This window comes from Microbacterium sp. LBN7, assembly GCF_045690345.1.
Taxonomy (GTDB): domain Bacteria; phylum Actinomycetota; class Actinomycetes; order Actinomycetales; family Microbacteriaceae; genus Microbacterium.
The window spans coordinates 2,995,516-3,017,586 of record NZ_CP147856.1; the positions used below are offsets into that span (position 1 = coordinate 2,995,516).

Annotated in this window: 32 protein-coding genes; all 32 read left to right on the forward strand. The window is 66.4% G+C overall.

Annotation, left to right across the window (positions count from 1 at the left end):
- Nucleotides 1-143: 143 nt before the first annotated feature.
- The 32 genes from LBN7_RS14430 (at nucleotide 144) to rplO (ending at nucleotide 21,956) form a co-directional block, all read left to right on the forward strand.
- The gene (locus LBN7_RS14430; RefSeq protein WP_407360050.1) at nucleotides 144-1,352 is read left to right on the forward strand and encodes an extracellular solute-binding protein; all 1,209 of its coding nucleotides are present in this window, start codon (nucleotides 144-146) and stop codon (nucleotides 1,350-1,352) included.
- A 69-nt stretch (nucleotides 1,353-1,421) separates the two neighbouring features.
- Nucleotides 1,422-3,026, forward strand: coding sequence for an ABC transporter permease subunit (locus LBN7_RS14435; protein ID WP_407360051.1), 1,605 nt, complete (start codon nucleotides 1,422-1,424; stop codon nucleotides 3,024-3,026).
- Nucleotides 3,026-3,913: a sugar ABC transporter permease gene (locus LBN7_RS14440; RefSeq protein ID WP_407360052.1), complete on the forward strand. Its 888-nt coding sequence runs from the start codon at nucleotides 3,026-3,028 to the stop codon at nucleotides 3,911-3,913. The genes LBN7_RS14435 and LBN7_RS14440 overlap by 1 nt, the downstream gene beginning before the upstream one ends.
- Before the next feature lie 75 nt (nucleotides 3,914-3,988).
- On the forward strand, nucleotides 3,989-4,141 hold the full coding sequence (locus LBN7_RS14445; RefSeq protein ID WP_165808066.1) for a hypothetical protein: 153 nt from the start codon (nucleotides 3,989-3,991) through the stop codon (nucleotides 4,139-4,141).
- Nucleotides 4,142-4,261: 120 nt separating this feature from the next.
- Nucleotides 4,262-5,278 carry an ABC transporter gene (locus LBN7_RS14450; protein ID WP_407360053.1) on the forward strand — a complete coding sequence of 339 codons (1,017 nt, stop codon included), beginning with the start codon at nucleotides 4,262-4,264 and terminating at the stop codon, nucleotides 5,276-5,278.
- A 119-nt stretch (nucleotides 5,279-5,397) separates the two neighbouring features.
- The gene (locus LBN7_RS14455; RefSeq protein WP_407360054.1) at nucleotides 5,398-5,778 is read left to right on the forward strand and encodes a hypothetical protein; all 381 of its coding nucleotides are present in this window, start codon (nucleotides 5,398-5,400) and stop codon (nucleotides 5,776-5,778) included.
- 60 nt (nucleotides 5,779-5,838) lie between these two features.
- Nucleotides 5,839-6,486, forward strand: a complete 648-nt coding sequence (locus tag LBN7_RS14460) for a spermidine/putrescine ABC transporter substrate-binding protein (RefSeq protein WP_207769970.1) — start codon at nucleotides 5,839-5,841, stop codon at nucleotides 6,484-6,486.
- A 213-nt stretch (nucleotides 6,487-6,699) separates the two neighbouring features.
- Nucleotides 6,700-7,068 carry a 30S ribosomal protein S12 gene (gene rpsL / locus LBN7_RS14465; RefSeq protein ID WP_017201609.1) on the forward strand — a complete coding sequence of 123 codons (369 nt, stop codon included), beginning with the start codon at nucleotides 6,700-6,702 and terminating at the stop codon, nucleotides 7,066-7,068.
- Nucleotides 7,069-7,073: 5 nt separating this feature from the next.
- On the forward strand, nucleotides 7,074-7,547 hold the full coding sequence (gene rpsG / locus LBN7_RS14470) for a 30S ribosomal protein S7 (protein WP_116635676.1): 474 nt from the start codon (nucleotides 7,074-7,076) through the stop codon (nucleotides 7,545-7,547).
- A gap of 91 nt (nucleotides 7,548-7,638) precedes the next feature.
- Nucleotides 7,639-9,756 carry an elongation factor G gene (gene fusA, locus LBN7_RS14475; protein ID WP_116635677.1) on the forward strand — a complete coding sequence of 706 codons (2,118 nt, stop codon included), beginning with the start codon at nucleotides 7,639-7,641 and terminating at the stop codon, nucleotides 9,754-9,756.
- Between the two features lie 148 nt (nucleotides 9,757-9,904).
- Complete coding sequence (gene tuf, locus LBN7_RS14480) at nucleotides 9,905-11,095, forward strand: elongation factor Tu (RefSeq protein WP_116635678.1); 1,191 nt, start codon at nucleotides 9,905-9,907, stop codon at nucleotides 11,093-11,095.
- Between the two features lie 150 nt (nucleotides 11,096-11,245).
- Nucleotides 11,246-11,458, forward strand: a complete 213-nt coding sequence (locus LBN7_RS14485) for a hypothetical protein (protein WP_116635679.1) — start codon at nucleotides 11,246-11,248, stop codon at nucleotides 11,456-11,458.
- Between the two features lie 864 nt (nucleotides 11,459-12,322).
- Nucleotides 12,323-12,631, forward strand: a complete 309-nt coding sequence (gene rpsJ / locus LBN7_RS14490; RefSeq protein ID WP_017201594.1) for a 30S ribosomal protein S10 — start codon at nucleotides 12,323-12,325, stop codon at nucleotides 12,629-12,631.
- An 8-nt stretch (nucleotides 12,632-12,639) separates the two neighbouring features.
- On the forward strand, nucleotides 12,640-13,299 hold the full coding sequence (gene rplC, locus LBN7_RS14495; protein ID WP_341947758.1) for a 50S ribosomal protein L3: 660 nt from the start codon (nucleotides 12,640-12,642) through the stop codon (nucleotides 13,297-13,299).
- Nucleotides 13,300-13,301: 2 nt separating this feature from the next.
- The gene (gene rplD, locus LBN7_RS14500) at nucleotides 13,302-13,964 is read left to right on the forward strand and encodes a 50S ribosomal protein L4 (RefSeq protein WP_116635681.1); all 663 of its coding nucleotides are present in this window, start codon (nucleotides 13,302-13,304) and stop codon (nucleotides 13,962-13,964) included.
- Complete coding sequence (gene rplW / locus LBN7_RS14505; protein WP_017829206.1) at nucleotides 13,961-14,284, forward strand: 50S ribosomal protein L23; 324 nt, start codon at nucleotides 13,961-13,963, stop codon at nucleotides 14,282-14,284. The genes rplD and rplW overlap by 4 nt, the downstream gene beginning before the upstream one ends.
- A 20-nt stretch (nucleotides 14,285-14,304) precedes the next feature.
- Complete coding sequence (rplB, locus tag LBN7_RS14510; protein WP_116635682.1) at nucleotides 14,305-15,144, forward strand: 50S ribosomal protein L2; 840 nt, start codon at nucleotides 14,305-14,307, stop codon at nucleotides 15,142-15,144.
- A 12-nt stretch (nucleotides 15,145-15,156) separates the two neighbouring features.
- The gene (gene rpsS / locus LBN7_RS14515; RefSeq protein WP_116635683.1) at nucleotides 15,157-15,438 is read left to right on the forward strand and encodes a 30S ribosomal protein S19; all 282 of its coding nucleotides are present in this window, start codon (nucleotides 15,157-15,159) and stop codon (nucleotides 15,436-15,438) included.
- Nucleotides 15,438-15,836 carry a 50S ribosomal protein L22 gene (gene rplV / locus LBN7_RS14520; protein ID WP_116635684.1) on the forward strand — a complete coding sequence of 133 codons (399 nt, stop codon included), beginning with the start codon at nucleotides 15,438-15,440 and terminating at the stop codon, nucleotides 15,834-15,836. Before rpsS ends, rplV begins: the two co-directional genes overlap by 1 nt.
- Nucleotides 15,836-16,591 (forward strand): 30S ribosomal protein S3, encoded by a 756-nt coding sequence (gene rpsC / locus LBN7_RS14525; protein WP_017201587.1) that lies wholly within the window; start codon nucleotides 15,836-15,838, stop codon nucleotides 16,589-16,591. Before rplV ends, rpsC begins: the two co-directional genes overlap by 1 nt.
- Entirely contained in the window at nucleotides 16,591-17,010 is a 420-nt protein-coding gene (gene rplP / locus LBN7_RS14530; protein WP_045278748.1) for a 50S ribosomal protein L16, read from the forward strand. The genes rpsC and rplP overlap by 1 nt, the downstream gene beginning before the upstream one ends.
- Nucleotides 17,010-17,327, forward strand: coding sequence for a 50S ribosomal protein L29 (gene rpmC / locus LBN7_RS14535; protein WP_017829202.1), 318 nt, complete (start codon nucleotides 17,010-17,012; stop codon nucleotides 17,325-17,327). The genes rplP and rpmC overlap by 1 nt, the downstream gene beginning before the upstream one ends.
- The gene (rpsQ, locus tag LBN7_RS14540) at nucleotides 17,327-17,659 is read left to right on the forward strand and encodes a 30S ribosomal protein S17 (protein WP_116635685.1); all 333 of its coding nucleotides are present in this window, start codon (nucleotides 17,327-17,329) and stop codon (nucleotides 17,657-17,659) included. Before rpmC ends, rpsQ begins: the two co-directional genes overlap by 1 nt.
- Entirely contained in the window at nucleotides 17,656-18,024 is a 369-nt protein-coding gene (gene rplN, locus LBN7_RS14545; RefSeq protein ID WP_116635686.1) for a 50S ribosomal protein L14, read from the forward strand. The genes rpsQ and rplN overlap by 4 nt, the downstream gene beginning before the upstream one ends.
- A 2-nt stretch (nucleotides 18,025-18,026) precedes the next feature.
- Entirely contained in the window at nucleotides 18,027-18,386 is a 360-nt protein-coding gene (gene rplX, locus LBN7_RS14550) for a 50S ribosomal protein L24 (RefSeq protein WP_116635687.1), read from the forward strand.
- Entirely contained in the window at nucleotides 18,386-18,976 is a 591-nt protein-coding gene (rplE, locus tag LBN7_RS14555; protein ID WP_116635688.1) for a 50S ribosomal protein L5, read from the forward strand. The genes rplX and rplE overlap by 1 nt, the downstream gene beginning before the upstream one ends.
- 131 nt (nucleotides 18,977-19,107) lie before the next feature.
- The gene (rpsH, locus tag LBN7_RS14560; protein WP_046013414.1) at nucleotides 19,108-19,506 is read left to right on the forward strand and encodes a 30S ribosomal protein S8; all 399 of its coding nucleotides are present in this window, start codon (nucleotides 19,108-19,110) and stop codon (nucleotides 19,504-19,506) included.
- Between the two features lie 6 nt (nucleotides 19,507-19,512).
- Nucleotides 19,513-20,049: a 50S ribosomal protein L6 gene (gene rplF, locus LBN7_RS14565; RefSeq protein ID WP_116635689.1), complete on the forward strand. Its 537-nt coding sequence runs from the start codon at nucleotides 19,513-19,515 to the stop codon at nucleotides 20,047-20,049.
- 2 nt (nucleotides 20,050-20,051) lie between these two features.
- Nucleotides 20,052-20,411, forward strand: coding sequence for a 50S ribosomal protein L18 (gene rplR, locus LBN7_RS14570; protein WP_029260926.1), 360 nt, complete (start codon nucleotides 20,052-20,054; stop codon nucleotides 20,409-20,411).
- A gap of 20 nt (nucleotides 20,412-20,431) precedes the next feature.
- On the forward strand, nucleotides 20,432-21,109 hold the full coding sequence (rpsE, locus tag LBN7_RS14575; protein WP_279303210.1) for a 30S ribosomal protein S5: 678 nt from the start codon (nucleotides 20,432-20,434) through the stop codon (nucleotides 21,107-21,109).
- Nucleotides 21,109-21,294 (forward strand): 50S ribosomal protein L30, encoded by a 186-nt coding sequence (gene rpmD / locus LBN7_RS14580; protein ID WP_046013417.1) that lies wholly within the window; start codon nucleotides 21,109-21,111, stop codon nucleotides 21,292-21,294. The genes rpsE and rpmD overlap by 1 nt, the downstream gene beginning before the upstream one ends.
- Nucleotides 21,294-21,956: a 50S ribosomal protein L15 gene (gene rplO / locus LBN7_RS14585; RefSeq protein ID WP_116635691.1), complete on the forward strand. Its 663-nt coding sequence runs from the start codon at nucleotides 21,294-21,296 to the stop codon at nucleotides 21,954-21,956. The genes rpmD and rplO overlap by 1 nt, the downstream gene beginning before the upstream one ends.
- The last annotated feature ends 115 nt before the right edge of the window (nucleotides 21,957-22,071 follow it).

A 22,071-nucleotide genomic window follows, 5' to 3' on the forward strand; every position in this document is an offset into this window, starting at 1 on the left:
CGTTTTCATCTCGTCTTCCGCCACGAAGCCGGGTCACAGGTTGATATCAACGCCTTCTTGCATTGTGAATCCACTCGATCTCGATGCATACTGTAAGCGCTTGCAGTACTGCAGGCCATCAGCACCGAGAGAGGCACACACCAATGAAGGTGAACAAGAGGGGCATCGTCGCCGCGGGCGCGATCGCCATCGTTTCGACTCTGACGCTCGCCGGCTGCGCCACGGGGACCAGCGGCGACGACTCGTCCGGCGGCGACAAGGGCAGCGCGCTGACCGTGTGGGTCGACGCGGAGCGCGTCGACGCGCTGCAGGGCGCCGCGGACTCGTACGAGGAGAAGACCGGCGTCAAGGTCGAGCTCGTCGGCAAGTCCGTCGACGACATGAAGGACGACTTCATCCAGCAGGTGCCGACCGGGAAGGGCCCTGACGTCGTCATGGGCGCGCACGACTGGCTCGGCGAGCTCTCCACGAACGGCGTCGTCGCGCCGCTCGAGCTCGGCGACAGCTCCGCCGACTACCTGCCGGTCGCACTTCAGGCCGCCACCTATGACGGCACCGTCTACATGCTCCCGTACGCGGTCGAGAACATCGCCGTGCTGCGCAACGCCGACCTCGTTCCCGCGGCAGCCACCAGCTTCGACGACATGCTCGCCAAGGGCGCGTTCGTGGTGGAGCAGGGCGCCGAGGGCAACCCTTACCACCTCTACCCGTTCCAGACCGCCTTCGGCGCTCCGGTCTTCGGCACCGACGAGTCGGGCAGCTACGACTCGACCGACCTGCAGCTCGGCAGCGCAGGCGGCACGGCATTCGCCGACTGGCTCGCCGCGCAGGGGGCCGCGGGCACGCTGAACACCGACATCGACGGCGAGATCGCCAAGCAGCAGTTCCTCGACGGCACCGCGGCCTTCTGGCTGACCGGCCCGTGGAACGTCGGTGCGGCCGTCGACGCCGGCATCAACGTCGCGATCGACCCCGTTCCCAGCCCCACGGGTGAGACGGCCTCGCCGTTCGCCGGTGTGAAGGGGTTCTTCGTGAGCTCCGAGTCGAAGAACAAGGTCGCGGCCAACGACTTCCTCGTGAACTACATCGGCACGGAGGAGGTTCAGCTCGCGCTGTTCGAGGCCGGCAACATCCTGCCCGCGCTCACCGCTGCAGCCGACTCCGCGGCATCCGATCCGATCATCGCCGGCTTCCAGGCCGTCGGTGCTGACGCCGTCCCGATGCCGGCCATCCCGGCCATGGGCTCGGTCTGGCAGTTCTGGGGCGTCGCCGAGGCGGCCATCATCAACGGCGAGGACCCGGCGACGACGTGGCAGAAGCTCGTCGACGACGTGACCGCCGCGATCAAGTAACAGCTGGAAACCGACTCTGCCGGGGCGGGCGTCCTTCGCCCGCCCCGGCAGGATCATGACGAGGACGACATGACAGAGACCGTCGAGCCCACGGCTCCGCCCACCACGCGTCAGCGACAGGCAGCGAGGATCGCCGAGGCGGCATCCGGCCCGATCGGCTGGCTGCTGCTGAAGATCCTGCTCCTCGCGGTCGTCGATGCGATCGCGCTCTACGCGGCGTTCGTGCTCTTCACGCACCAGGAGTGGCTGATCCTCGGGATCGTCGTCGCGGTCGCCGTCCTCGTCAACTACCTCTACTTCTCCCGCAAGCGCATCGCGGCGAAGTATCTGACCCCCGGCATCATCTTCCTGGTGGTCTTCCAGGTCTTCACGCTCCTCTACACGGGCTACATCGGGTTCACGAACTACGGCACCGGTCACAACGGCACCAAGGATCAGGCCATCTCCTCGCTCCTCGCTGCCGCGCAGGAGCGGGTCGAGGACTCGCCCACGTACCCGGTGACCGTCGTCGAGCAGTTCGGCGGATACGGGCTGCTGGTCACCGACCCCGACACCGGGGACGCGCTCCTCGGCACCGCCGAGCAGCCGCTGCAGGAGGTCGAGGCCGACTTCGAGGGCGGCCGGGCCGTCTCGGTCGAGGGCTGGACCGCCCTGCCGCTGGCGACCGTCTTCACGCTCTCGGAGGAGCTCGAGAAGCTCTCCATCCCGTTCAGCGACGACCCGAACGACGGCAGCCTGCGAGCCCCGGACGGGCAGAAGGGCTACCTCTACGTCTCGACGCTCGAGTACGACGCGGATGCCGACGCGATCACCGACACCCGCACCGGGACCGTCTACTCCGACACCGGCGCCGGGGCGTTCACCTCCGACGCGGGGGAGGAGCTCCTGCCCGGCTGGCAGACGACGGTCGGCTTCGACAACTTCGTCCGCGCCGTCACCGACGCGTCGATCCGCGGTCCGCTCATCTCCGTCACGATCTGGACGTTCGCGTTCGCCTTGATCTCGGTCGCGTCCACCTTCTTCCTCGGGCTGCTCCTCGCCCTGGTGTTCAACAACACCCGGATGCGGTTCCGCAACGGCTACCGCATCATCCTGATCCTCCCGTACGCGTTCCCCGCGTTCCTCTCGGCGCTCGTGTGGGCCGGCATGATGAACGAGAGCTTCGGGTTCATCAACCAGGTCATCTTCGGCGGAGCATCCATCCCGTGGCTCACCGACCCGGCCCTGGCGAAGGTCTCGGTGCTGCTGGTGAACCTGTGGCTCGGCTTCCCCTACATGTTCCTCGTCTGCATGGGCGCGCTGCAGGGCATCCCCGAGGATGTGAACGAGGCAGCCGTCATGGACGGTGCGAACCCGTGGCAGGTCTTCCGTCGCATCAAGCTGCCGCTGCTGCTGGTGACGGTCGCCCCGCTGCTGATCTCGTCGTTCGCGTTCAACTTCAACAACTTCAACCTCATCTACATGCTCACCAAGGGCGGGCCGCGCTTCAGCGACGTCTCGATCCCGGTCGGGCACACCGACATCCTGATCTCGATGGTCTACAAGGTGGCGTTCACCGGCCAGGCGCGCGACTACGGCCTGGCATCCGCCTTCACGATCCTCATCTTCATCGTGGTGGCGACGATCTCGATCGTCAGCTTCCGCAAGACCAAGGCCCTCGAGGAGCTGAACTGATGAGCACCGAGATCATCGCCCCGCGCCGCCGCAGCTTCGGCGTCTGGTTCGCCGACACCGGATGGCGCCACCTCGTCGCGATCGTCGTGAGCGCCTTCGCGCTCTTCCCGCTGCTGTACGTCGTCTCGGCCTCATTGAATCCGAAGGGCACGCTCACCGGTTCGAATCGGCTCTTCTCCGCCGTCGGCATCGACAGCTATGTGCGCATCCTCAGCGATCCGCAGAATCCGTACGGGCTGTGGTTCCTGAACACGCTGCTCGTCGCCGTCGTCACCGGAGCGGTCACCGTGTTCATCGGCGCCTGCGCGGCCTATGCCTTCTCGCGCATGCGATTCGCCGGACGCCGGGTCGGACTGGTCACGATCGTCGTGGTGCAGATGTTCCCGCAGCTGCTCGCCGTGGTGGCGATCTTCCTGCTGATGTCGACGCTGGGGGACTGGTTCCCCGCGATCGGTCTGAACACGCACACCGGGCTCATCCTCGTGTACCTCGGCGGTGCGCTGGGCGTGAACACCTACCTGATGTACGGCTTCTTCAACACGATCCCGAAGGAGATCGACGAGGCGGCCCGCATCGACGGCGCCGGCCACGCCCGCATCTTCTTCACGATCATCCTGCGCCTGGTCGCGCCCATCCTCGCGGTCGTCGGACTCCTGTCCTTCATCGGCACCGTCAACGAGTACGTGATCGCCAGCGTGATGCTCGTCGACGTCGAGCAGCAGACGCTCGTCGTCGGGCTCACGAAGCTCGTCGCGAATCCGCGCTACGCGGACTGGTCGGCGTTCTCGGCGGGCGCCGTGATGGCGGCGATCCCGGTGATGATCCTGTTCCTCTTCCTGCAGAAGTACATCGTGGGCGGGCTCACCGCCGGGGCCACGAAGGGCTGAGCCGGTGGGTCCCGCGGCGCCCGCTGATCGGCGTTGCGGCCGGTGCGACCGCCCGCGCGGGCCTACCGTGGAGACATGGCACGGGTCGGTGGACGCAACCTCGCGATGAGCTGGGTGGCCGGCGTGATGTGCGCCGGGATCATCGGCGCCCTCGTGTGGTTCTCGATCCCCATCCTCCCGGTCCTCGCCGAGTTCGCCGGGGATGCGCTGCGCAGCGCGCTCCCCTGACGGCTACCCGACCGAAACCCGGGAATCCAGCGGTATGCCGACACGTCGGCACGCCTCCGTGAGCGGCCGCCCGCGCGGCGGTAGCCTCGCACTGCACACATCCGATGAGAGGCGCATCCCATGAGCGACCCTGAGGTTCACAAGCCCGAGAAGCCGGCTGACGTCGACGACGTCGTCGGCAGCGCGAACGCCGGGCTCGACGCCGCCGCCGCGGCGGGTGCGGACGTTCCCGGAACCGCGCCCGATTCGACGGAGAGCAAGCCCGTCGACCCCGACCTCGCCGCGTTCGAGGAAGCGGAGCGCGAGCACCCCGGCCTGTTCTCGTCGCCGACTCCCGCGGAGTCCGGATCGACGTCGGCCGGCGCCACGGACTACTCCGACGCGGATACGACCGCAGCGTTCGTCCCGCCGGTCTCGCGGCACGACGACGCCACCGCCTCGTACGACCGCGTGTCGTCCTACGACCGCGAGGAAACGGCCGTCGCCGACACGGCCTACGCGCCGTCCGCAGATCTGACCGAGACCCGCATCGTCCCCTCGGAGCCGCTGGTCGCCGCGTCGGCGCAGGCTCCGCAGCCGATCTTCGTGCAGGCTCCCGAACCTCCGCGCGACCGTGGGAACCGCGGCACGGCCGGTGCGATCGGCCTGCTCGCGACCGTCGCCTTCGCCGTCCTCTACCTCGGCGCCACGATCGGCTTCGGCGCGATCGCCGGCGACGTGACCGGACAGAACATCGGCGAGGCCCTCGTCGCGCCGCTGCTCACCTGGGGGTACTGGACGCCCGTCGTGGTGTTCTTCCTCGGCTTCTGGCTGCTGGGCGCCATCATCAACCGCGGACGCTGGGGCCTCTGGGTGGTCTTCGGCATCGTCGTCGGTGTGATCGCCTACGCCGGGCACATCCTCGGCCAGCTCTTCGAGGCCCCGTTCTGGAAGCTCACGGCATCCGAGGGACTCGATCTCGTCGGCTCGCAGCTCCTCGCGCCGCTCGCGATCGCCGCCTTCGTGTTCGCCCGCGAGCTGACGATCTGGTTCGGTGCCTGGGTCGCGCGCAGCGGAGCACGCAAGACCGAGTACAACGCCGAGGCGCAGCGCGAGTACGAGCGCACCCTCGAAGCCGGTCCGACGCTCGCGAGGTAATCACGGACTCCACCACGCCGAACCCCCGCGGACCCGAGTCCGCGGGGGTTTCGGCCGTCCTGGCGCTCGTCTTCGCCACCATCGGCTTCTTCGCCCTCGCCGTGTGCGGACTGGGTGCGGTGAGCCTGCTGACGGATGCCGACGTCATCGCGGTGCCGGGGCTCGGCCCCGTCCCCGGCGTCACCGGGATGCTGGCGGCGGTCGTCGCCTTCGCGGTCGCACTGTGGTCGACACTCCGTCGACAGCGTCCGTCCTTCGTCGCGACGATCGCGATCGCCCTCGTCGCCGGGCTTGCCCATCTCGTCGGCGTCTGGGCGGCGGTGCTCATCGGCGTCGGCAACGTCATCCTCGCCACGGCGGTGGCGGGGGACCTCGTCCGCGGGGGAGCGAGCGCGGTGCTGCTGCTGGCGGCCGCGATCGCCGCGTGGGGCGGCATCGCCCTGCGCCGCACCCGCTCCGCACGACCGCGCTGGCCCTGGGAGGGCGACGAAGACGAGTGACGCCCCGCCGTGACGCGGGAAATCGCGGCGCTGCCGCGCGACGCGCCGTACGCTGGAGGGGTGGAGCGCTCATTGGAGACGCAGGTGGACCAGGCCGTCGAGGCCTGGTTGCGCTGGGTGCCGCGCTGGGAACCGGCGACTCATCGCGGACGCGTCGCGCCCTGCCGCCGCTGCCTGGGATCGCCGATCCTGTCGGCCGCCGGCATCGGCGCCAACACGCCGCACGGCGTGCAGCACGGTCTCTCCACCCGGATGAAGACGATCGTCGATCACGCGGTCGCCGACTACACGTCCCGGAATCTCCCGATGCTGCAGCGCGAGCTCGACGATCAGGCCGCCCGCAACCGCGCGCGCAGCTATCGGCCGTCCGAGGACCTCGACCCCGAGTTCGACGGCCTCCCGCTCGATCCGGAGCCGGTGCCGGGCGCCCCCTTCCTGTTCACGATCGCCGGGCTCGCCGATGACGCCGCCGACCAGCTGCCGCCCCTCCCGCCCCTGACGGAAGAGGCCAAGATCGCGCTGCGCCAGGAGGTCGCACTCGCCGACGAGTACGCCAACATGGTCGGACGCGAGATCTGCGGCATCCTCCTGCGCCATCGGCTGCACATCCAAGCCGCCATCTCGCAGCACGTCGAGCCGCAGATCGAGGCGCTGCTGGCCGAGCTGACCCAGTCGCTGGACTCGCCGTTCGACCCCGACGGCGCCTAGCCGCGGGGCCGCGCTCATTTGACCGTCAGGTTACGCGGCATTACACTTGATCAGGTGTGTGCACGTCTTGACGTGCGCACCGGGCGTCGGCACCTGCCGGTCCGCCTCCACGGCATACCCACCACACCACAAAGCCCGCCGGTTCCGGCGTGCCGGTGGGTCATGATGTGAAACCCATCACGCTGTCACCGTGCAGCACTATGAGGAGAGAACGTGCCAACCATTCAGCAGTTGGTTCGCAAGGGTCGCTCGCCCAAGGTCACCAAGACCAAGGCGCCCGCCCTGAAGTCGAACCCGCAGCAGGCCGGGGTCTGCACCCGCGTCTACACCACCACCCCGAAGAAGCCGAACTCGGCGATGCGCAAGGTCGCTCGTGTGAAGCTCCGCAACGGGACCGAGGTCACCGCGTACATCCCCGGTGAGGGTCACAACCTGCAGGAGCACTCGCTGGTGCTCGTCCGCGGCGGTCGTGTCAAGGACCTCCCCGGTGTGCGTTACAAGATCGTCCGTGGCGCCCTGGACACCCAGGCAGTCAAGAACCGTAAGCAGGCTCGTTCCCGCTACGGCGCGAAGAAGGGTTGAGTTAGATGCCTCGTAAGGGTCCCGCCCCCAAGCGCCCCGTCGTCAACGACCCGGTATACGGCGCTCCGATCGTCACCTCGCTGGTGAACAAGATCCTCGTCGACGGCAAGAAGTCGCTCGCCGAGTCGATCGTCTACGGCGCCCTCCGCGGCGTCGAGGCGAAGAACGGCGGCCAGGACGCCGTCGCCACCCTCAAGAAGGCGCTCGACAACGTGCGCCCCACCCTCGAGGTCCGCAGCCGCCGTGTCGGTGGCTCGACCTACCAGGTGCCGGTCGAGGTCAAGCCGCACCGCGCGAACACCCTCGCGCTGCGCTGGCTCGTGAGCTACGCCAAGGGTCGTCGTGAGAAGACGATGACCGAGCGTCTCCAGAACGAGATCCTCGACGCGTCGAACGGCCTCGGTGCCGCGGTCAAGCGCCGTGAGGACACGCACAAGATGGCCGAGTCGAACCGCGCGTTCGCTCACTACCGCTGGTAAACCTTCGGCAGGCTCAGGGACCCATCCGCGTCCCTGAGCCTGTCAAAACCCTCCGCGCAGTACGACTGCACGAAAAGATAAGGACACTCCTGTGGCACAAGACGTGCTCACCGACCTGAGCAAGGTCCGCAACATCGGCATCATGGCGCACATCGATGCCGGCAAGACGACGACGACCGAGCGCATCCTGTTCTACACGGGCGTCAACCACAAGCTCGGCGAGACGCACGATGGCGCCTCGACCACCGACTGGATGGAACAGGAGAAGGAGCGCGGCATCACGATCACGTCTGCCGCCGTGACCTGCTACTGGAACAAGAACCAGATCAACATCATCGACACCCCCGGTCACGTGGACTTCACGGTCGAGGTGGAGCGCTCGCTCCGCGTCCTCGACGGTGCCGTCGCCGTCTTCGATGGCAAGGAGGGCGTCGAGCCCCAGTCCGAGACCGTGTGGCGTCAGGCCGACAAGTACAACGTCCCGCGCATCTGCTTCGTCAACAAGATGGACAAGCTCGGCGCCGACTTCTACTTCACGGTCGACACGATCATCAACCGCCTCGGTGCGAAGCCGCTGGTCATCCAGCTGCCCATCGGCGCCGAGAACGACTTCATCGGCGTCGTCGACCTGGTCGAGATGCGCGCACTGGTCTGGGCGGGCGACTCCAAGGGTGACGTCACCATGGGTGCCTCGTACGAGATCCAGGAGATCCCGGCCGACCTCAAGGAGAAGGCGGACGAGTACCGTCAGCAGCTCCTCGAGACCGTCGCCGAGACCGACGACGCGCTGCTCGAGAAGTTCTTCGGCGGCGAGGAGCTCACGGTCGCCGAGATCAAGGGCGCGATCCGCAAGCTCACCGTGGCTTCCGAGATCTACCCGGTCCTCTGCGGCTCGGCCTTCAAGAACCGCGGCGTCCAGCCGATGCTCGACGCGGTCGTCGACTACCTCCCGAACCCGCTCGACGTGGGTTCGATCGAGGCTCACGACCCGAAGGACTACGACACGATCATCGAGCGTCACCCCGACGCCAACGACCCGTTCGCGGCCCTGGCCTTCAAGGTCGCCGTGCACCCGTTCTTCGGTCGCCTCACCTACGTGCGCGTCTACTCGGGTCACCTCGACTCCGGCTCCGCGGTCGTCAACTCGACCAAGGGCAAGAAGGAGCGCATCGGCAAGATCTTCCAGATGCACGCCAACAAGGAGATCCCCGTCGCCTCGGTGACCGCCGGGAACATCTACGCGGTCATCGGTCTGAAGGACACCACCACCGGTGACACCCTGACCGACCCGGCCTCGCCGGTCGTCCTCGAGTCGATGACGTTCCCCGAGCCCGTCATCGAGGTCGCCATCGAGCCGAAGACCAAGGCCGACCAGGAGAAGCTGGGTGTCGCCATCCAGAAGCTCGCTGAGGAGGACCCGACCTTCCGCACGGAGCTCAACCCCGAGACCGGTCAGACGACCATCAAGGGCATGGGCGAGCTGCACCTCGACATCCTCGTGGATCGCATGAAGCGCGAGTTCAACGTCGAGGCGAACGTCGGCAAGCCCCAGGTGGCGTACCGCGAGACGATCCGCAAGGCCGTCGAGAAGCACGACTACACCCACAAGAAGCAGACGGGTGGATCGGGCCAGTTCGCCAAGATCCAGTTCAACATCGAGCCCCTCGATCTGGACGACGAGAAGACGTACGAGTTCGTGAACGCCGTCACCGGTGGTCGCATCCCGCGCGAGTACATCGGCTCGATCGACGCCGGTTTCCAGGACGCCATGAACGTCGGAGTCCTCGCGGGCTACCCGATCGTCGGCGTCAAGGCGACCATCGTCGATGGTGCGGCGCACGACGTCGACTCCTCGGAGATGGCGTTCAAGATCGCCGGTTCCATGGGCTTCAAGGAGGCTCTGCGCCGGGCGAGCCCCGTGCTGCTCGAGCCGCTGATGGCCGTCGAGGTCCGCACGCCCGAGGAGTACATGGGCGACGTCATCGGCGACCTGAACTCCCGTCGTGGTCAGATCCAGTCGATGGAGGATGCCGCCGGCGTCAAGGTCGTGCGTGCACACGTGCCGCTGTCCGAGATGTTCGGCTACATCGGCGACCTGCGCTCGAAGACCTCGGGTCGCGCCGTCTACTCGATGGAGTTCAACAGCTACGCTGAGGTTCCCCGCAACGTGGCCGACGAGATCGTCCAGAAGCACCAGGGCGGCGAGTAGTCATCTTCCTGGGAGCCGGTTAAGCCCCGGCTCCCAGGTCTCCTACAACTTCACATTCCCTCTCTACTAAACTGAGATTCACACCCGTAGAGAACCGGTCGCAAACCAGTGCCCGGCAACCTCTACACGACGTCCTGAGGAGGACCCAGTGGCTAAGGCCAAGTTCGAGCGGACCAAGCCGCACGTCAACATCGGAACCATCGGTCACGTTGACCACGGCAAGACCACGCTCTCCGCAGCGATCTCGAAGGTGCTTGCTGACAAGTTCCCGTCTGACACCAACGTGCAGCGCGACTTCGCTTCCATCGACTCGGCGCCGGAAGAGCGCCAGCGTGGTATCACCATCAACATCTCGCACATCGAGTACGAGACCCCCAAGCGCCACTACGCGCACGTTGACGCTCCCGGCCACGCCGACTACGTCAAGAACATGATCACCGGTGCGGCTCAGATGGACGGCGCGATCCTCGTGGTCGCCGCCACCGACGGCCCGATGGCTCAGACGCGTGAGCACGTGCTGCTCGCCAAGCAGGTCGGCGTGCCGTACCTGCTGGTCGCGCTGAACAAGTCCGACATGGTCGACGACGAGGAGATCCTGGAGCTCGTCGAGCTCGAGGTCTCCGAGCTGCTCGCCTCGCAGGGCTTCGCCGAGGACGCTCCTGTCGTGCGCGTCTCCGCTCTCAAGGCCCTCGAGGGCGACGAGAAGTGGACGCAGTCGATCCTCGACCTCATGGAGGCCGTCGACGAGCACGTTCCGGACCCGGTGCGCGACAAGGACAAGCCGTTCCTGATGCCCGTCGAGGACGTCTTCACGATCACCGGTCGTGGAACCGTCGTCACGGGTCGCGCCGAGCGTGGCACGCTGGCCATCAACTCCGAGGTCGAGATCGTCGGACTCCGTCCGACCGTCAAGACCACGGTCACGGGTATCGAGATGTTCCACAAGCAGCTCGACGAGGCATGGGCCGGCGAGAACTGCGGTCTCCTGCTCCGTGGCACGAAGCGTGAGGACGTCGAGCGCGGTCAGGTCATCGTCAAGCCGGGTTCGGTCACGCCGCACACCGACTTCGCGGGCACCGCGTACATCCTGTCCAAGGACGAGGGTGGGCGTCACAACCCCTTCTACACGAACTACCGCCCGCAGTTCTACTTCCGCACCACCGACGTCACCGGCGTCATCACGCTGCCCGAGGGCACCGAGATGGTCATGCCCGGCGACACCACGGACGTGACGGTCGAGCTGATCCAGCCGATCGCCATGGAAGAGGGCCTCGGCTTCGCCATCCGTGAGGGTGGACGCACCGTCGGCGCCGGTACGGTCACGAAGATCATCAAGTAAGCATCTGCTTCCTCGCAGAGGGGTCGGGCCTTCGGGTCCGGCCCCTCTGTCGTTGACCGACGACGCGAGGGTTCCCTTTTGCGGTGGCGTGCGGGCACAATGAGTGGTGTCGGCCCGCAAGCGGTCGGCAACACACCTGAGAGGGAGATCATGGGTATCGAGGACGCCGTCAACAAGGGCAAGGACCTGTACGAGCAGAACAAGGACAAGATCGCCGAGGCCGTCAAGAGCGAGCAGGCCGAGGACATCAGCGACAAGGTCCTCGACGGCGTCGCGGACTTCGCCAAGAAGGTCGCCCCCGGTGCAGCCGACAAGATCGACGAGATCCGCGACAGCGCGGACAAGGCTGTCGGCAACGAGTAGCACTCGACGCGAGCTCTGAAGCGGCGGTCCACCACGGCGGTGGGCCGCCGCTTTCGCATCCCACCGGTATTCTCGGCCTGTCGGACTCGCGTCCAGGCCGCCGGACCCCGTATGATGTTCGAGACCGCCTGGGGATCTTGCGGTCGGGGCAGCCGAAGGGGTTCGGCTCCCGAAACTCGCGTTCTTCGCGAACAAACTGGGGATAAGCGATCTTGGGGATCATCGTACGACGCGCGCACTCTGTGCGCCTGAGCGTCTCCCTGCCTGCGCGGCGGGTACTCCGCCGCGCCCTCGATCGAGGATTCCGGCGTCCCTTCACGTCGGCATCCTCGCGTTCGGTGTGCCCCCTCGCACTGAACGTCCTCCCCAAGCGGGGCGAGGCATGGGGATGCCTCGCCCCGCTCTCCTCCCTGATCTGACCCGTTCCGGACCCGTTTCCGACCCGTTCCGGGGTCGGCGGGACAGGCGCGACACGCCCGGGTTTGCAGAAGTGAAATCGGGCATGGCAGAATAGACAGGTTCGATATTCCGTCGCCGCTGTGCGTGCGTCGGATCACTGCCAGGGCAGTGCATAGACGGCGCCTCCTCCGGGATGGTGCAGGGTTCTAGGCCGCGGGTAGCAGAACAAATCCCCGACACCCTCTTCCGAGAGGGTTCGCCGTGCGCGGCGAAGGTCGGCATCCGCATGTCGGAAGACAGGCGGCTGACATGAGAACAGTGGTGCAGCCCTTCGACAGGCACAGGAACCCCGGTCCCTGGCCCGAGAAGACGAGTGCCGAAGGCGCGAACAGCGCCGACGTGCGTCCAATGCCCCAGGGTCACCCGGCCCAGGACGGTACGACGCCTAAAGAGAGAGAGCAGACAATGGCGGGACAGAAGATCCGCATTCGCCTGAAGTCGTATGACCACGAGGTCATCGACACGTCCGCACGCAAGATCGTCGACACCGTGACCCGTGCGGGCGCGACCGTCGTCGGCCCCGTGCCCCTTCCGACCGAGAAGAACGTCGTGTGCGTCATCCGGTCGCCGCACAAGTACAAGGACAGCCGCGAGCACTTCGAGATGCGCACCCACAAGCGTCTGATCGACATCGTCGACCCGACGCCCAAGGCCGTCGACTCGCTGATGCGTCTCGACCTCCCGGCCGATGTCAACATCGAGATCAAGCTCTGAGGTTCGACATGGCTGACATCAACTCCAAGGTTTCCAAGGGCATGCTGGGCACGAAGCTCGGCATGACCCAGGTGTGGAACGAGAGCGGCAAGCTCGTTCCCGTCACCGTCATCGAACTCGCGCCGAACGTGGTCACCCAGGTCCGCACGCCCGAGAAGGACGGCTACAACGCCGTCCAGATCGCGTACGGCCAGATCGACCCGCGCAAGGTCAACAAGCCCCTCACGGCTCACTTCGAAGCGGCCGGCGTCACGCCGCGTCGTCACGTCACCGAGATCCGCACCGCGGATGCTGCCGAGTACTCGCTCGGTCAGGAGCTCACGGTCGACGGCACCTTCGAAGCCGGCCAGCTCGTCGACGTCGTCGGCACGAGCAAGGGCAAGGGCACCGCGGGTGTCATGAAGCGCCACAACTTCAAGGGCGTCTCGGCATCCCACGGTTCGCACCGCAACCACCGCAAGCCCGGCTCCATCGGCGCATCGTCGACTCCGAGCCGCGTCTTCAAGGGCATGCGCATGGCCGGCCGTATGGGTGGCGAGCGCGTGACCGTCCTCAACCTCACGGTGCACGCCGTCGACATCGAGAAGGGTCTGCTGCTCGTCAAGGGCGCCGTCCCCGGTGCTCGTGGCCGCATCGTCTACGTCCGCAACGCAGTGAAGGGTGCCTGATCATGGCTGACTCCACTCTCGCGCTCGACGTCCTCAAGGCAGACGGCAAGAAGGCAGGCTCCATCGAGCTTCCCGCCGCTCTGTTCGACGTCAAGACGAACATCCCGCTCATCCACCAGGTCGTCGTCGCGCAGCTCGCGGCGGCTCGCCAGGGCACCCACTCGACCAAGCGTCGCGGTGAGGTCTCCGGTGCCGGCCGCAAGCCCTTCAAGCAGAAGGGCACGGGTAACGCCCGTCAGGGCTCGATCCGCGCGCCGCACATGACCGGCGGTGGCATCGTCCACGGCCCGAAGCCGCGCGACTACTCGCAGCGCACGCCCAAGAAGATGATCGCCGCCGCCCTCCTGGGCGCGCTCAGCGACCGCTTCCGCGGCGACCGCATCCACGCCATCGAGTCCTTCGGGATCGACGGCACGCCTTCGACCAAGACCGCCGTGAACTTCCTCACGAACGTCGTGTCGTCGAAGAACGTGCTCGTCGTGATCGAGCGCAACGACGACGTGACGCTGAAGAGCATCCGCAACCTGTCGAACCTGCACGTGCTGACGTTCGACCAGCTCAACGCCTACGACGTGCTCGTCTCTGACGACATCGTCTTCACCCAGGCCGCGCTCGAGGGCTTCATCGCCTCCAAGTCCGGCGCCAACCAGGAGGTCTCCGCATGAGCGAGCAGGCATCTGTTCTCCAGACGGCCCTGAACAAGGACCCGCGCGACATCATCCTGAAGCCGGTCGTGTCCGAGAAGAGCTACGGGCTCATCGATGAAGGCAAGTACACCTTCCTCGTCGACCCGCGCGCTTCGAAGACCGAGATCAAGCTCGCCATCGAGAAGATCTTCGGCGTCAAGGTCGCTGGGGTCAACACTCTCAACCGCGTCGGCAAGGCTCGCCGCACCCGCTTCGGAACCGGCAAGCGCAAGGACACCAAGCGCGCCATCGTCACCCTGAAGTCGGGCACCATCGACATCTTCACGGCAATCGGCTGATCCGGGGGATAAGGACAATCATGGCTATTCGCAAGTACAAGCCCACGACCCCGGGCCGTCGCGGCTCGTCGGTGGCTGACTTCGCCGAGATCACCCGATCGACGCCGGAGAAGTCGCTGCTGCGCCCGCTCTCGAAGACCGGTGGTCGCAACAACCAGGGCCGCATCACGACCCGTCACATCGGTGGTGGCCACAAGCGCCAGTACCGCGTCATCGACTTCCGTCGCAATGACAAGGACGGCGTCGATGCCCGTGTCGCTCACATCGAGTACGACCCCAACCGCACCGCGCGCATCGCGCTGCTGCACTACTTCGACGGCGAGAAGCGCTACATCCTCGCGCCGGCGAAGCTGAAGCAGGGCGACGTCGTCGAGTCGGGCGCCGGGGCGGACATCAAGCCGGGCAACAACCTCCCGCTGAAGAACATCCCGACGGGTACCGTCATCCACGCGATCGAGCTCCGCCCCGGTGGCGGCGCGAAGATGGCTCGCTCGGCGGGCGCATCCGTGCGTCTCGTCGCGAAGGACGGCCCCTACGCCCAGCTGCGTCTGCCCTCGGGCGAGATCCGCAACGTCGATGCGCGCTGCCGCGCGACCATCGGCGAGGTCGGCAACGCCGAGCAGTCGAACATCAACTGGGGCAAGGCCGGCCGCATGCGCTGGAAGGGCGTCCGCCCGACCGTGCGTGGTGTCGCGATGAACCCGGTCGACCACCCGCACGGTGGTGGAGAGGGCAAGACGTCCGGTGGACGTCACCCCGTCACCCCCTGGGGCCAGGCTGAGGGTCGTACCCGTCACGCCAACAAGGAAAGCGACAAGTACATCGTGCGTCGTCGTAACGCCGGCAAGAAGCGCAAGTAGGAGTAAGAGAAGATGCCTCGCAGTCTTAAGAAGGGCCCCTTCGTCGACGATCACCTGCTTCGCAAGGTCATCGTGCAGAACGAAGCCGGCACCAAGAACGTCATCAAGACCTGGTCCCGTCGGTCCATGATCATCCCGGCCATGCTGGGTCACACGATCGCGGTCCACGACGGACGCAAGCACATCCCTGTGTTCGTGTCCGAGACCATGGTCGGTCACAAGCTGGGCGAGTTCGCGCCCACCCGCACCTTCCGCGGCCACGAGAAGGACGACAAGAAGGGGCGGCGCCGCTAATGGTCGAATCGATCGCACGCGTGCGACACATCCGCGTGACCCCTCAGAAGGCTCGTCGTGTCGTCGCGCTCATCAAGGGCAAGCAGGCCCAGGAGGCTCTGGCGATCCTGAAGTTCGCACAGCAGAGCGCCAGTGAGCCGATCTACAAGCTTGTCGCGTCGGCCATGGCCAACGCGCAGGTCAAGGCGGATCGCGACGGGGAGTTCCTCGACGAGCAGGACCTGTACGTGGCCAACGCGTACGTGGACGAGGGCACGACGCTCAAGCGTTTCCAGCCCCGTGCACAGGGTCGCGCTTTCCAGATCAAGAAGCGCACGAGCCACATCACGGTCGTGCTCTCGACGCCTGAGGCGGCTCCGGCCGCTGCGGGCGACAGCAAGAAGAAGGCGAGCAAGTAATGGGACAGAAGGTAAACCCGTACGGCTTCCGCCTCGGCATCACGACGGACCACGTCTCGCGCTGGTTCTCTGATTCGACGAAGCCGGGTCAGCGTTACGCCGACTACGTGGCCGAGGACATCAAGATCCGCAACCTGCTGAAGACGCAGCTCGACCGTGCCGGTGTCTCGAACATCGAGATCGAGCGCACCCGTGACCGCGTCCGCGTCGACATCCACACCGCCCGTCCGGGCATCGTGATCGGTCGTCGTGGCGCCGAGGCCGAGCGCATCCGCGGCGACCTCGAGAAGCTCTCGGGCAAGCAGATCCAGCTGAACATCCTCGAGGTCAAGAACCCCGAGGCCGACGCTCAGCTCGTCGCACAGGGCATCGCCGAGCAGCTCTCTGCTCGTGTGGCGTTCCGTCGTGCGATGCGCAAGGGTCTGCAGGGCGCTCAGCGCGCCGGCGCCAAGGGCATCCGCATCCAGGTCTCCGGCCGCCTCGGCGGCGCCGAGATGAGCCGTTCGGAGTTCTACCGCGAGGGTCGTGTGCCGCTGCACACGCTGCGCGCGAACATCGACTACGGCTTCTACGAGGCGAAGACCACCTTCGGCCGCATCGGCGTGAAGGTCTGGATCTACAAGGGTGACCTGACCGCAAAGGAGCTCGCTCGCGAGCAGGCCAATGCACCCAAGGCCCGTCGTGACGACCGTGGTGGCGACCGCCGCCGCGCGCCGCGCAACGAGGCACCTGTCGCAGAAGGAGCGTCGGCATAATGCTCATCCCCCGTAAGGTCAAGTTCCGCAAGCAGCACCACCCGGGTCGTTCGGGTCAGGCCACCGGCGGCACGAAGGTCTCGTTCGGCGAGTTCGGCATCCAGGCGCTCACGCCTGCGTATGTCACGAACCGTCAGATCGAGTCCGCTCGTATCGCGGTCACCCGTCACATCAAGCGTGGCGGCAAGGTGTGGATCAACATCTACCCGGACCGTCCGCTCACGAAGAAGCCTGCCGAGACCCGCATGGGTTCCGGTAAGGGTTCCCCCGAGTGGTGGGTCGCCAACGTCAAGCCGGGTCGCGTCCTCTTCGAGGTCGGCGGTGTGAGCGAAGAGCTCGCCCGCGAGGCACTGACCCGTGCCATTCACAAGCTGCCTCTCAAGGCACGCATCATCAAGCGCGAGGAGGGCGACGCGTAATGGCGATCGGCACCAAGGAGCTCGCTCCGGCAGAGCTCGACACGTTCGAAGACCAGCGCCTCGTTGAGGAGCTGCGCAAGGCCAAGGAGGAGCTGTTCAACCTCCGTTTCCAGTCGGCCACCGGCCAGCTGGAGAGCCACGGCCGCATCCGCGCCGTCAAGCGCGACATCGCGCGTCTCTACACCGTGATCCGCGAACGCGAGCTGGGCATCCGTGCGACGCCCGCTCCGGTCGAGGCTCCGGCGAAGAAGGCGACCAAGTCGAAGGCGAAGAAGGCGGACTCCGCCGACGACGCCGTGAAGGAAGAGGCTGAGTGATGGCCACCAAGAAGGAAGCGACTGCGGAGACGCAGGCCGCCGGACACGAGTCGTCCGAGCACGACGTCCGCGACGCCGCAGCCCGCGGTTACCGCAAGACGCGTCGTGGCTACGTCGTCAGCGACAAGATGGACAAGACCATCGTGGTCGAGGTCGAGGACCGCGTGAAGCACCCGCTTTACGGCAAGGTCATCCGCCGCACCTCGAAGGTCAAGGCGCACGATGAGGCGAACACCGCCGGCATCGGCGACCTGGTCCTCATCAACGAGACCCGCCCGCTGAGCGCCACCAAGCGCTGGCGCCTGGTGGAGATTCTGGAGAAGGCCAAGTGATCCAGCAGGAGTCCCGCCTCAAGGTCGCCGACAACACCGGCGCCAAGGAGCTGCTCACGATTCGCGTGCTCGGCGGATCGAAGCGTCGTTACGCCGGTCTCGGCGACACCATCGTCGCGACCGTCAAGGACGCGATCCCCGGTGGCAACGTGAAGAAGGGCGACGTCGTCAAGGCGGTCATCGTCCGCACCAAGAAGGAGACGCGCCGTCCCGACGGCTCGTACATCAAGTTCGACGAGAACGCCGCCGTCATCCTGAAGGCAGACGGGGAGCCCCGCGGCACCCGTATCTTCGGACCGGTCGGTCGTGAGCTTCGCGACAAGAAGTTCATGAAGATCGTCTCGCTCGCGCCGGAGGTTATTTAGTCATGGCGAAGATCAAGAAGGGTGACCTGGTTCAGGTCATCACCGGAGCCACGCAGGAGCGTGGCGGCGATCGCGGTAAGCAGGGCAAGGTCCTCGAGGTCCTCGCCGAGAAGAACCGCGTCATCGTCGAAGGCGTGAACTACGTCACCAAGCACACGCGCGTCGGCCAGACGCAGCGTGGCACGAAGACCGGTGGCCTCGAGACCGTCGAGGCCTCCATCCACATCTCGAACGTCGCCGTCGTCGACCCTTCGACCAAGAAGCCGACCAAGGTCGGCCACCGGGTCGAGGAGAAGACCAAGGACGGCGTCAAGCGCACCGTCCGCGTGCGCTTCGCGAAGAAGAGCGGTAAGGACCTCTGATGAGCACCGACACTGCCGCGCCGGCTGGCAAGATCCAGCCGCGCCTGAAGCAGAAGTACAACGCCGAGATCAAGAAGGCGCTGCAGGACGAGTTCGGTTACGCGAACGTCATGCAGATCCCCGGCCTGGTCAAGGTCGTCGTGAACACCGGTGTCGGCGAGGCAGCTCGCGACAGCAAGGTGATCGACGGCGCGGTCGACGATCTCACCAAGATCACCGGCCAGAAGCCGATCGTCACGAAGGCCCGCAAGTCCATCGCGCAGTTCAAGCTGCGTGAGGGCCAGGCCATCGGCGCGCACGTCACCCTCCGCGGTGACCGCGCGTGGGAGTTCGTCGACCGCCTCGTCTCGCTCGCACTGCCCCGTATCCGCGACTTCCGCGGCCTCTCGGGCAAGCAGTTCGACGGGAACGGCAACTACACCTTCGGTCTCCAGGAGCAGAGCGTGTTCCACGAGATCGATCAGGACAAGATCGACCGGGTTCGCGGTTTCGACATCACCGTCGTCACCACCGCGAAGACGGATGAAGAGGGTCGGGCTCTGCTCCGTCACCTCGGCTTCCCGTTCCGCTCGGAAGACGCACAGGCGTGATCATTCGACAGGCTCAGTGACCATCGGTCACTGAGCCTGTCGAACTGCACGTACAATTGAAGATTGCGTGTCATCGCAGGCCGTCTGTCGTGTAACGGCAGCCGGAACCTCATGAACAAAGGAAAACAACAATGACAATGACAGACCCGGTCGCAGATCTGCTGACCCGTCTGCGCAACGCGAACTCGGCGCACCACGATTCCGTGACCCTGCCGTCGAGCAAGCTCAAGACGCACATCGCCGAGATCCTCCAGCAGGAGGGCTACATCGCCGGCTGGGAGACCTCTGACGCCCGCGTCGGGAAGAACCTCACGCTGTCGCTGAAGTACGGCCCGAACCGTGAGCGCTCGATCGCCGGCATCAAGCGCGTGTCGAAGCCCGGTCTTCGCGTGTACGCGAAGTCGACGGAGCTCCCCAAGGTGCTCGGCGGCCTCGGCGTGGCCATCCTGTCCACTTCCTCCGGTCTTCTCACCGACCGTCAGGCTGAGCAGAAGGGCGTGGGCGGAGAAGTTCTCGCCTACGTGTGGTAATCCCTCATGTCGCGTATTGGACGACTTCCCATCGACGTGCCTGCGGGCGTCACCGTTTCGGTCGACGGCCGTGAGGTCGCGGTGAAGGGCCCCAAGGGTGAACTCACCCTCACGGTGGCCAGCCCCATCGAGGTCGCGGTCGAGGAGAACCAGGTTCTGGTCTCCCGCCCCGACGACGAGCGCGAGTCGCGGTCGCTTCACGGCCTGACCCGCACGCTCATCAACAACAACATCATCGGCGTGACCCAGGGCTACACCAAGGGTCTCGAGGTCGTCGGCACCGGTTACCGCGTGGCGCAGAAGGGCAGCTCGGTCGAGTTCGCCCTCGGCTTCTCGCACCCGGTCCTCATCGACCCGCCCGCCGGCATCACGCTCACGGTCGAGGGCACCAACAAGCTCACCGTCAGCGGGATCGACAAGCAGGCTGTCGGCGAGGCAGCTGCCAACATCCGCAAGATCCGCAAGCCCGAGCCGTACAAGGGCAAGGGTGTGCGCTACGCCGGCGAGAACGTGCGTCGCAAGGCCGGAAAGAGTGGTAAGTAACCATGGCTCTCAAGTCAAAGTCTGACGCCCGCGCGCGTCGTCACGCCCGCCTTCGCAAGAAGGTCGTCGGCACCGAGGTGCGTCCGCGCCTCGTCGTCAACCGTTCGGCTCGCCACGTCTTCGTGCAGCTTGTCGACGACAGCAAGGGTCACACCGTCGCGTCGGCTTCGACGCTCGAGACCGACCTGCGCTCGCTCGAGGGTGACAAGACCGCCAAGGCCCGCAAGGTCGGCGAGCTTCTCGCCGAGCGTGCGAAGGCTGCCGGCGTTTCCGAGGCAGTGTTCGACCGTGGCGGCAACCGCTACGCCGGTCGTGTCGCCGCCATCGCCGACGGCGCCCGCGAGGGGGGTCTGGCACTGTGAGTGACAACAAGGAGAACGAAGTGACCGAAGCGGCTGCTGCCACTTCCGAGACGGCTGCCGGCACCACGCAGGCTGAGCCGGCTCGCGATCAGCGCGACGGCCGCCGCGGCGGCCGTGGTGACCGCAACCAGGGTGGCCGCGACCGCAACTCGCGCGACCGTGGTGACAACCAGTTCCTGGAGCGCGTCGTCACCATCAACCGCGTCTCGAAGGTCGTGAAGGGTGGTCGTCGCTTCAGCTTCACCGCCCTCGTGGTCGTCGGTGACGGCAACGGTCTGGTCGGCGTCGGCTACGGCAAGGCCCGTGAGGTCCCCCTGGCGATCTCGAAGGGTGTCGAAGAGGCCAAGCGCAACTTCTTCCGCGTTCCGCGCGTCGGCAGCACGATCCCGCACCCGGTGCAGGGTGAGGCGGCCGCCGGTGTGGTCCTGCTTCGTCCGGCCGCTGCCGGTACCGGTGTCATCGCCGGTGGTCCGGTCCGCGCCGTGCTCGAGTGCGCCGGTATCCACGACGTGCTGTCGAAGTCGCTCGGCTCGTCGAACACGATCAACATCGTGCACGCGACCGTCGCTGCCCTGAAGCAGCTCGAGGAGCCTCGTGCGGTCGCCGCACGCCGTGGCCTCGAGTTCGACCAGGTTGCTCCGGCGCGTCTCGTCCGTGCGGAGGCTGACGCCATCGCCGCACAGAAGGTAGGTGCCTGATGGCTTCGCGCCTCAAGGTCACGCAGGTCAAGTCCAAGGTGAGCGAGAAGCAGAACCAGCGTGACACGCTGCGCAGCCTCGGTCTGAAGCGCATCGGTGACAGCACCGTGCGCCCCGACGACGCGCAGACGCGCGGCTACGTCAAGACCGTCGCCCACCTCGTCAAGGTTGAGGAGATCGACTAATGGCTGAGAAGAACGACGCCGTCGAGGCCGAGAAGGCCCCGAAGAAGGCTGCCGCTCCCAAGGCTGCCGCCGAGAAGAAGCCGGCTGCGAAGACGGCAGAGAAGAAGCCCGCTGCGAAGAAGGCGCCGGCCACGTCCGCCGCCGCCGACGCCAAGGCCGACGCTCCCGCCAAGAAGCCCGCCGCCAAGAAGGCTGCGCCGAAGAAGGATGCTCCGGCATCCCGCCCCGGCGTGCTGAAGGTGCACCACCTGCGTCCGGTCCCCGGATCCAACACCGCGAAGACCCGTGTGGGTCGCGGTGAGGGCTCCAAGGGCAAGACCGCCGGTCGCGGCACCAAGGGCACCAAAGCTCGCAACACCGTTCGCGTCGGCTTCGAGGGTGGGCAGATGCCTCTGCACATGCGCACCCCGAAGCTGCGCGGGTTCAAGAACCCGTTCCGCGTCGAGTACCAGGTCGTGAACCTGGAGAAGCTCGCGGAGCTGTACCCGAAGGGCGGCGACGTCACCGTCACCGACCTGGTCGCCAAGGGCGCCGTTCGCAAGAACGAGAAGGTCAAGGTTCTCGGTAACGGCGACATCGCCGTGAAGCTCACCGTCGCGGTCGACAAGGTCTCGGGTTCCGCCGAGCAGAAGATCGTGGCTGCGGGCGGTTCCGTCAAGTAACCACCGCACAAGAGGGGCCGGAGATTCTCCGGCCCCTCTTGTGGTTACACCACGCGGGTCAGGTTCGGCCCACGCAGTCCGGGGTTCCCGGATGGGTTACCCTGGTCTTTCAGCC

What these genes read in the sequence shown, in the direction of transcription:
- rplW (WP_017829206.1), top strand. Translation starts at nt 13,961, where the DNA reads ATGAGCGAGCAGGCATCTGTTCTCCAGACGGCCCTGAACAAGGACCCG.
- rpsQ (WP_116635685.1), top strand. Translation starts at nt 17,327, where the DNA reads ATGGCCACCAAGAAGGAAGCGACTGCGGAGACGCAGGCCGCCGGACAC.
- rplC (WP_341947758.1), top strand. Translation starts at nt 12,640, where the DNA reads ATGGCTGACATCAACTCCAAGGTTTCCAAGGGCATGCTGGGCACGAAG.
- LBN7_RS14485 (WP_116635679.1), top strand. Translation starts at nt 11,246, where the DNA reads ATGGGTATCGAGGACGCCGTCAACAAGGGCAAGGACCTGTACGAGCAG.
- rplX (WP_116635687.1), top strand. Translation starts at nt 18,027, where the DNA reads ATGGCGAAGATCAAGAAGGGTGACCTGGTTCAGGTCATCACCGGAGCC.
- rpsG (WP_116635676.1), top strand. Translation starts at nt 7,074, where the DNA reads ATGCCTCGTAAGGGTCCCGCCCCCAAGCGCCCCGTCGTCAACGACCCG.
- rpsJ (WP_017201594.1), top strand. Translation starts at nt 12,323, where the DNA reads ATGGCGGGACAGAAGATCCGCATTCGCCTGAAGTCGTATGACCACGAG.
- rplP (WP_045278748.1), top strand. Translation starts at nt 16,591, where the DNA reads ATGCTCATCCCCCGTAAGGTCAAGTTCCGCAAGCAGCACCACCCGGGT.
- rplR (WP_029260926.1), top strand. Translation starts at nt 20,052, where the DNA reads ATGGCTCTCAAGTCAAAGTCTGACGCCCGCGCGCGTCGTCACGCCCGC.
- LBN7_RS14440 (WP_407360052.1), top strand. Translation starts at nt 3,026, where the DNA reads ATGAGCACCGAGATCATCGCCCCGCGCCGCCGCAGCTTCGGCGTCTGG.
- LBN7_RS14430 (WP_407360050.1), top strand. Translation starts at nt 144, where the DNA reads ATGAAGGTGAACAAGAGGGGCATCGTCGCCGCGGGCGCGATCGCCATC.
- LBN7_RS14450 (WP_407360053.1), top strand. Translation starts at nt 4,262, where the DNA reads ATGAGCGACCCTGAGGTTCACAAGCCCGAGAAGCCGGCTGACGTCGAC.
- rpmD (WP_046013417.1), top strand. Translation starts at nt 21,109, where the DNA reads ATGGCTTCGCGCCTCAAGGTCACGCAGGTCAAGTCCAAGGTGAGCGAG.
- rplV (WP_116635684.1), top strand. Translation starts at nt 15,438, where the DNA reads ATGGTCGAATCGATCGCACGCGTGCGACACATCCGCGTGACCCCTCAG.
- LBN7_RS14445 (WP_165808066.1), top strand. Translation starts at nt 3,989, where the DNA reads ATGGCACGGGTCGGTGGACGCAACCTCGCGATGAGCTGGGTGGCCGGC.
- rpsH (WP_046013414.1), top strand. Translation starts at nt 19,108, where the DNA reads ATGACAATGACAGACCCGGTCGCAGATCTGCTGACCCGTCTGCGCAAC.
- rplE (WP_116635688.1), top strand. Translation starts at nt 18,386, where the DNA reads ATGAGCACCGACACTGCCGCGCCGGCTGGCAAGATCCAGCCGCGCCTG.
- rpmC (WP_017829202.1), top strand. Translation starts at nt 17,010, where the DNA reads ATGGCGATCGGCACCAAGGAGCTCGCTCCGGCAGAGCTCGACACGTTC.
- rplF (WP_116635689.1), top strand. Translation starts at nt 19,513, where the DNA reads ATGTCGCGTATTGGACGACTTCCCATCGACGTGCCTGCGGGCGTCACC.
- LBN7_RS14435 (WP_407360051.1), top strand. Translation starts at nt 1,422, where the DNA reads ATGACAGAGACCGTCGAGCCCACGGCTCCGCCCACCACGCGTCAGCGA.
- rplD (WP_116635681.1), top strand. Translation starts at nt 13,302, where the DNA reads ATGGCTGACTCCACTCTCGCGCTCGACGTCCTCAAGGCAGACGGCAAG.
- rpsC (WP_017201587.1), top strand. Translation starts at nt 15,836, where the DNA reads ATGGGACAGAAGGTAAACCCGTACGGCTTCCGCCTCGGCATCACGACG.
- rplB (WP_116635682.1), top strand. Translation starts at nt 14,305, where the DNA reads ATGGCTATTCGCAAGTACAAGCCCACGACCCCGGGCCGTCGCGGCTCG.
- rpsS (WP_116635683.1), top strand. Translation starts at nt 15,157, where the DNA reads ATGCCTCGCAGTCTTAAGAAGGGCCCCTTCGTCGACGATCACCTGCTT.
- rplO (WP_116635691.1), top strand. Translation starts at nt 21,294, where the DNA reads ATGGCTGAGAAGAACGACGCCGTCGAGGCCGAGAAGGCCCCGAAGAAG.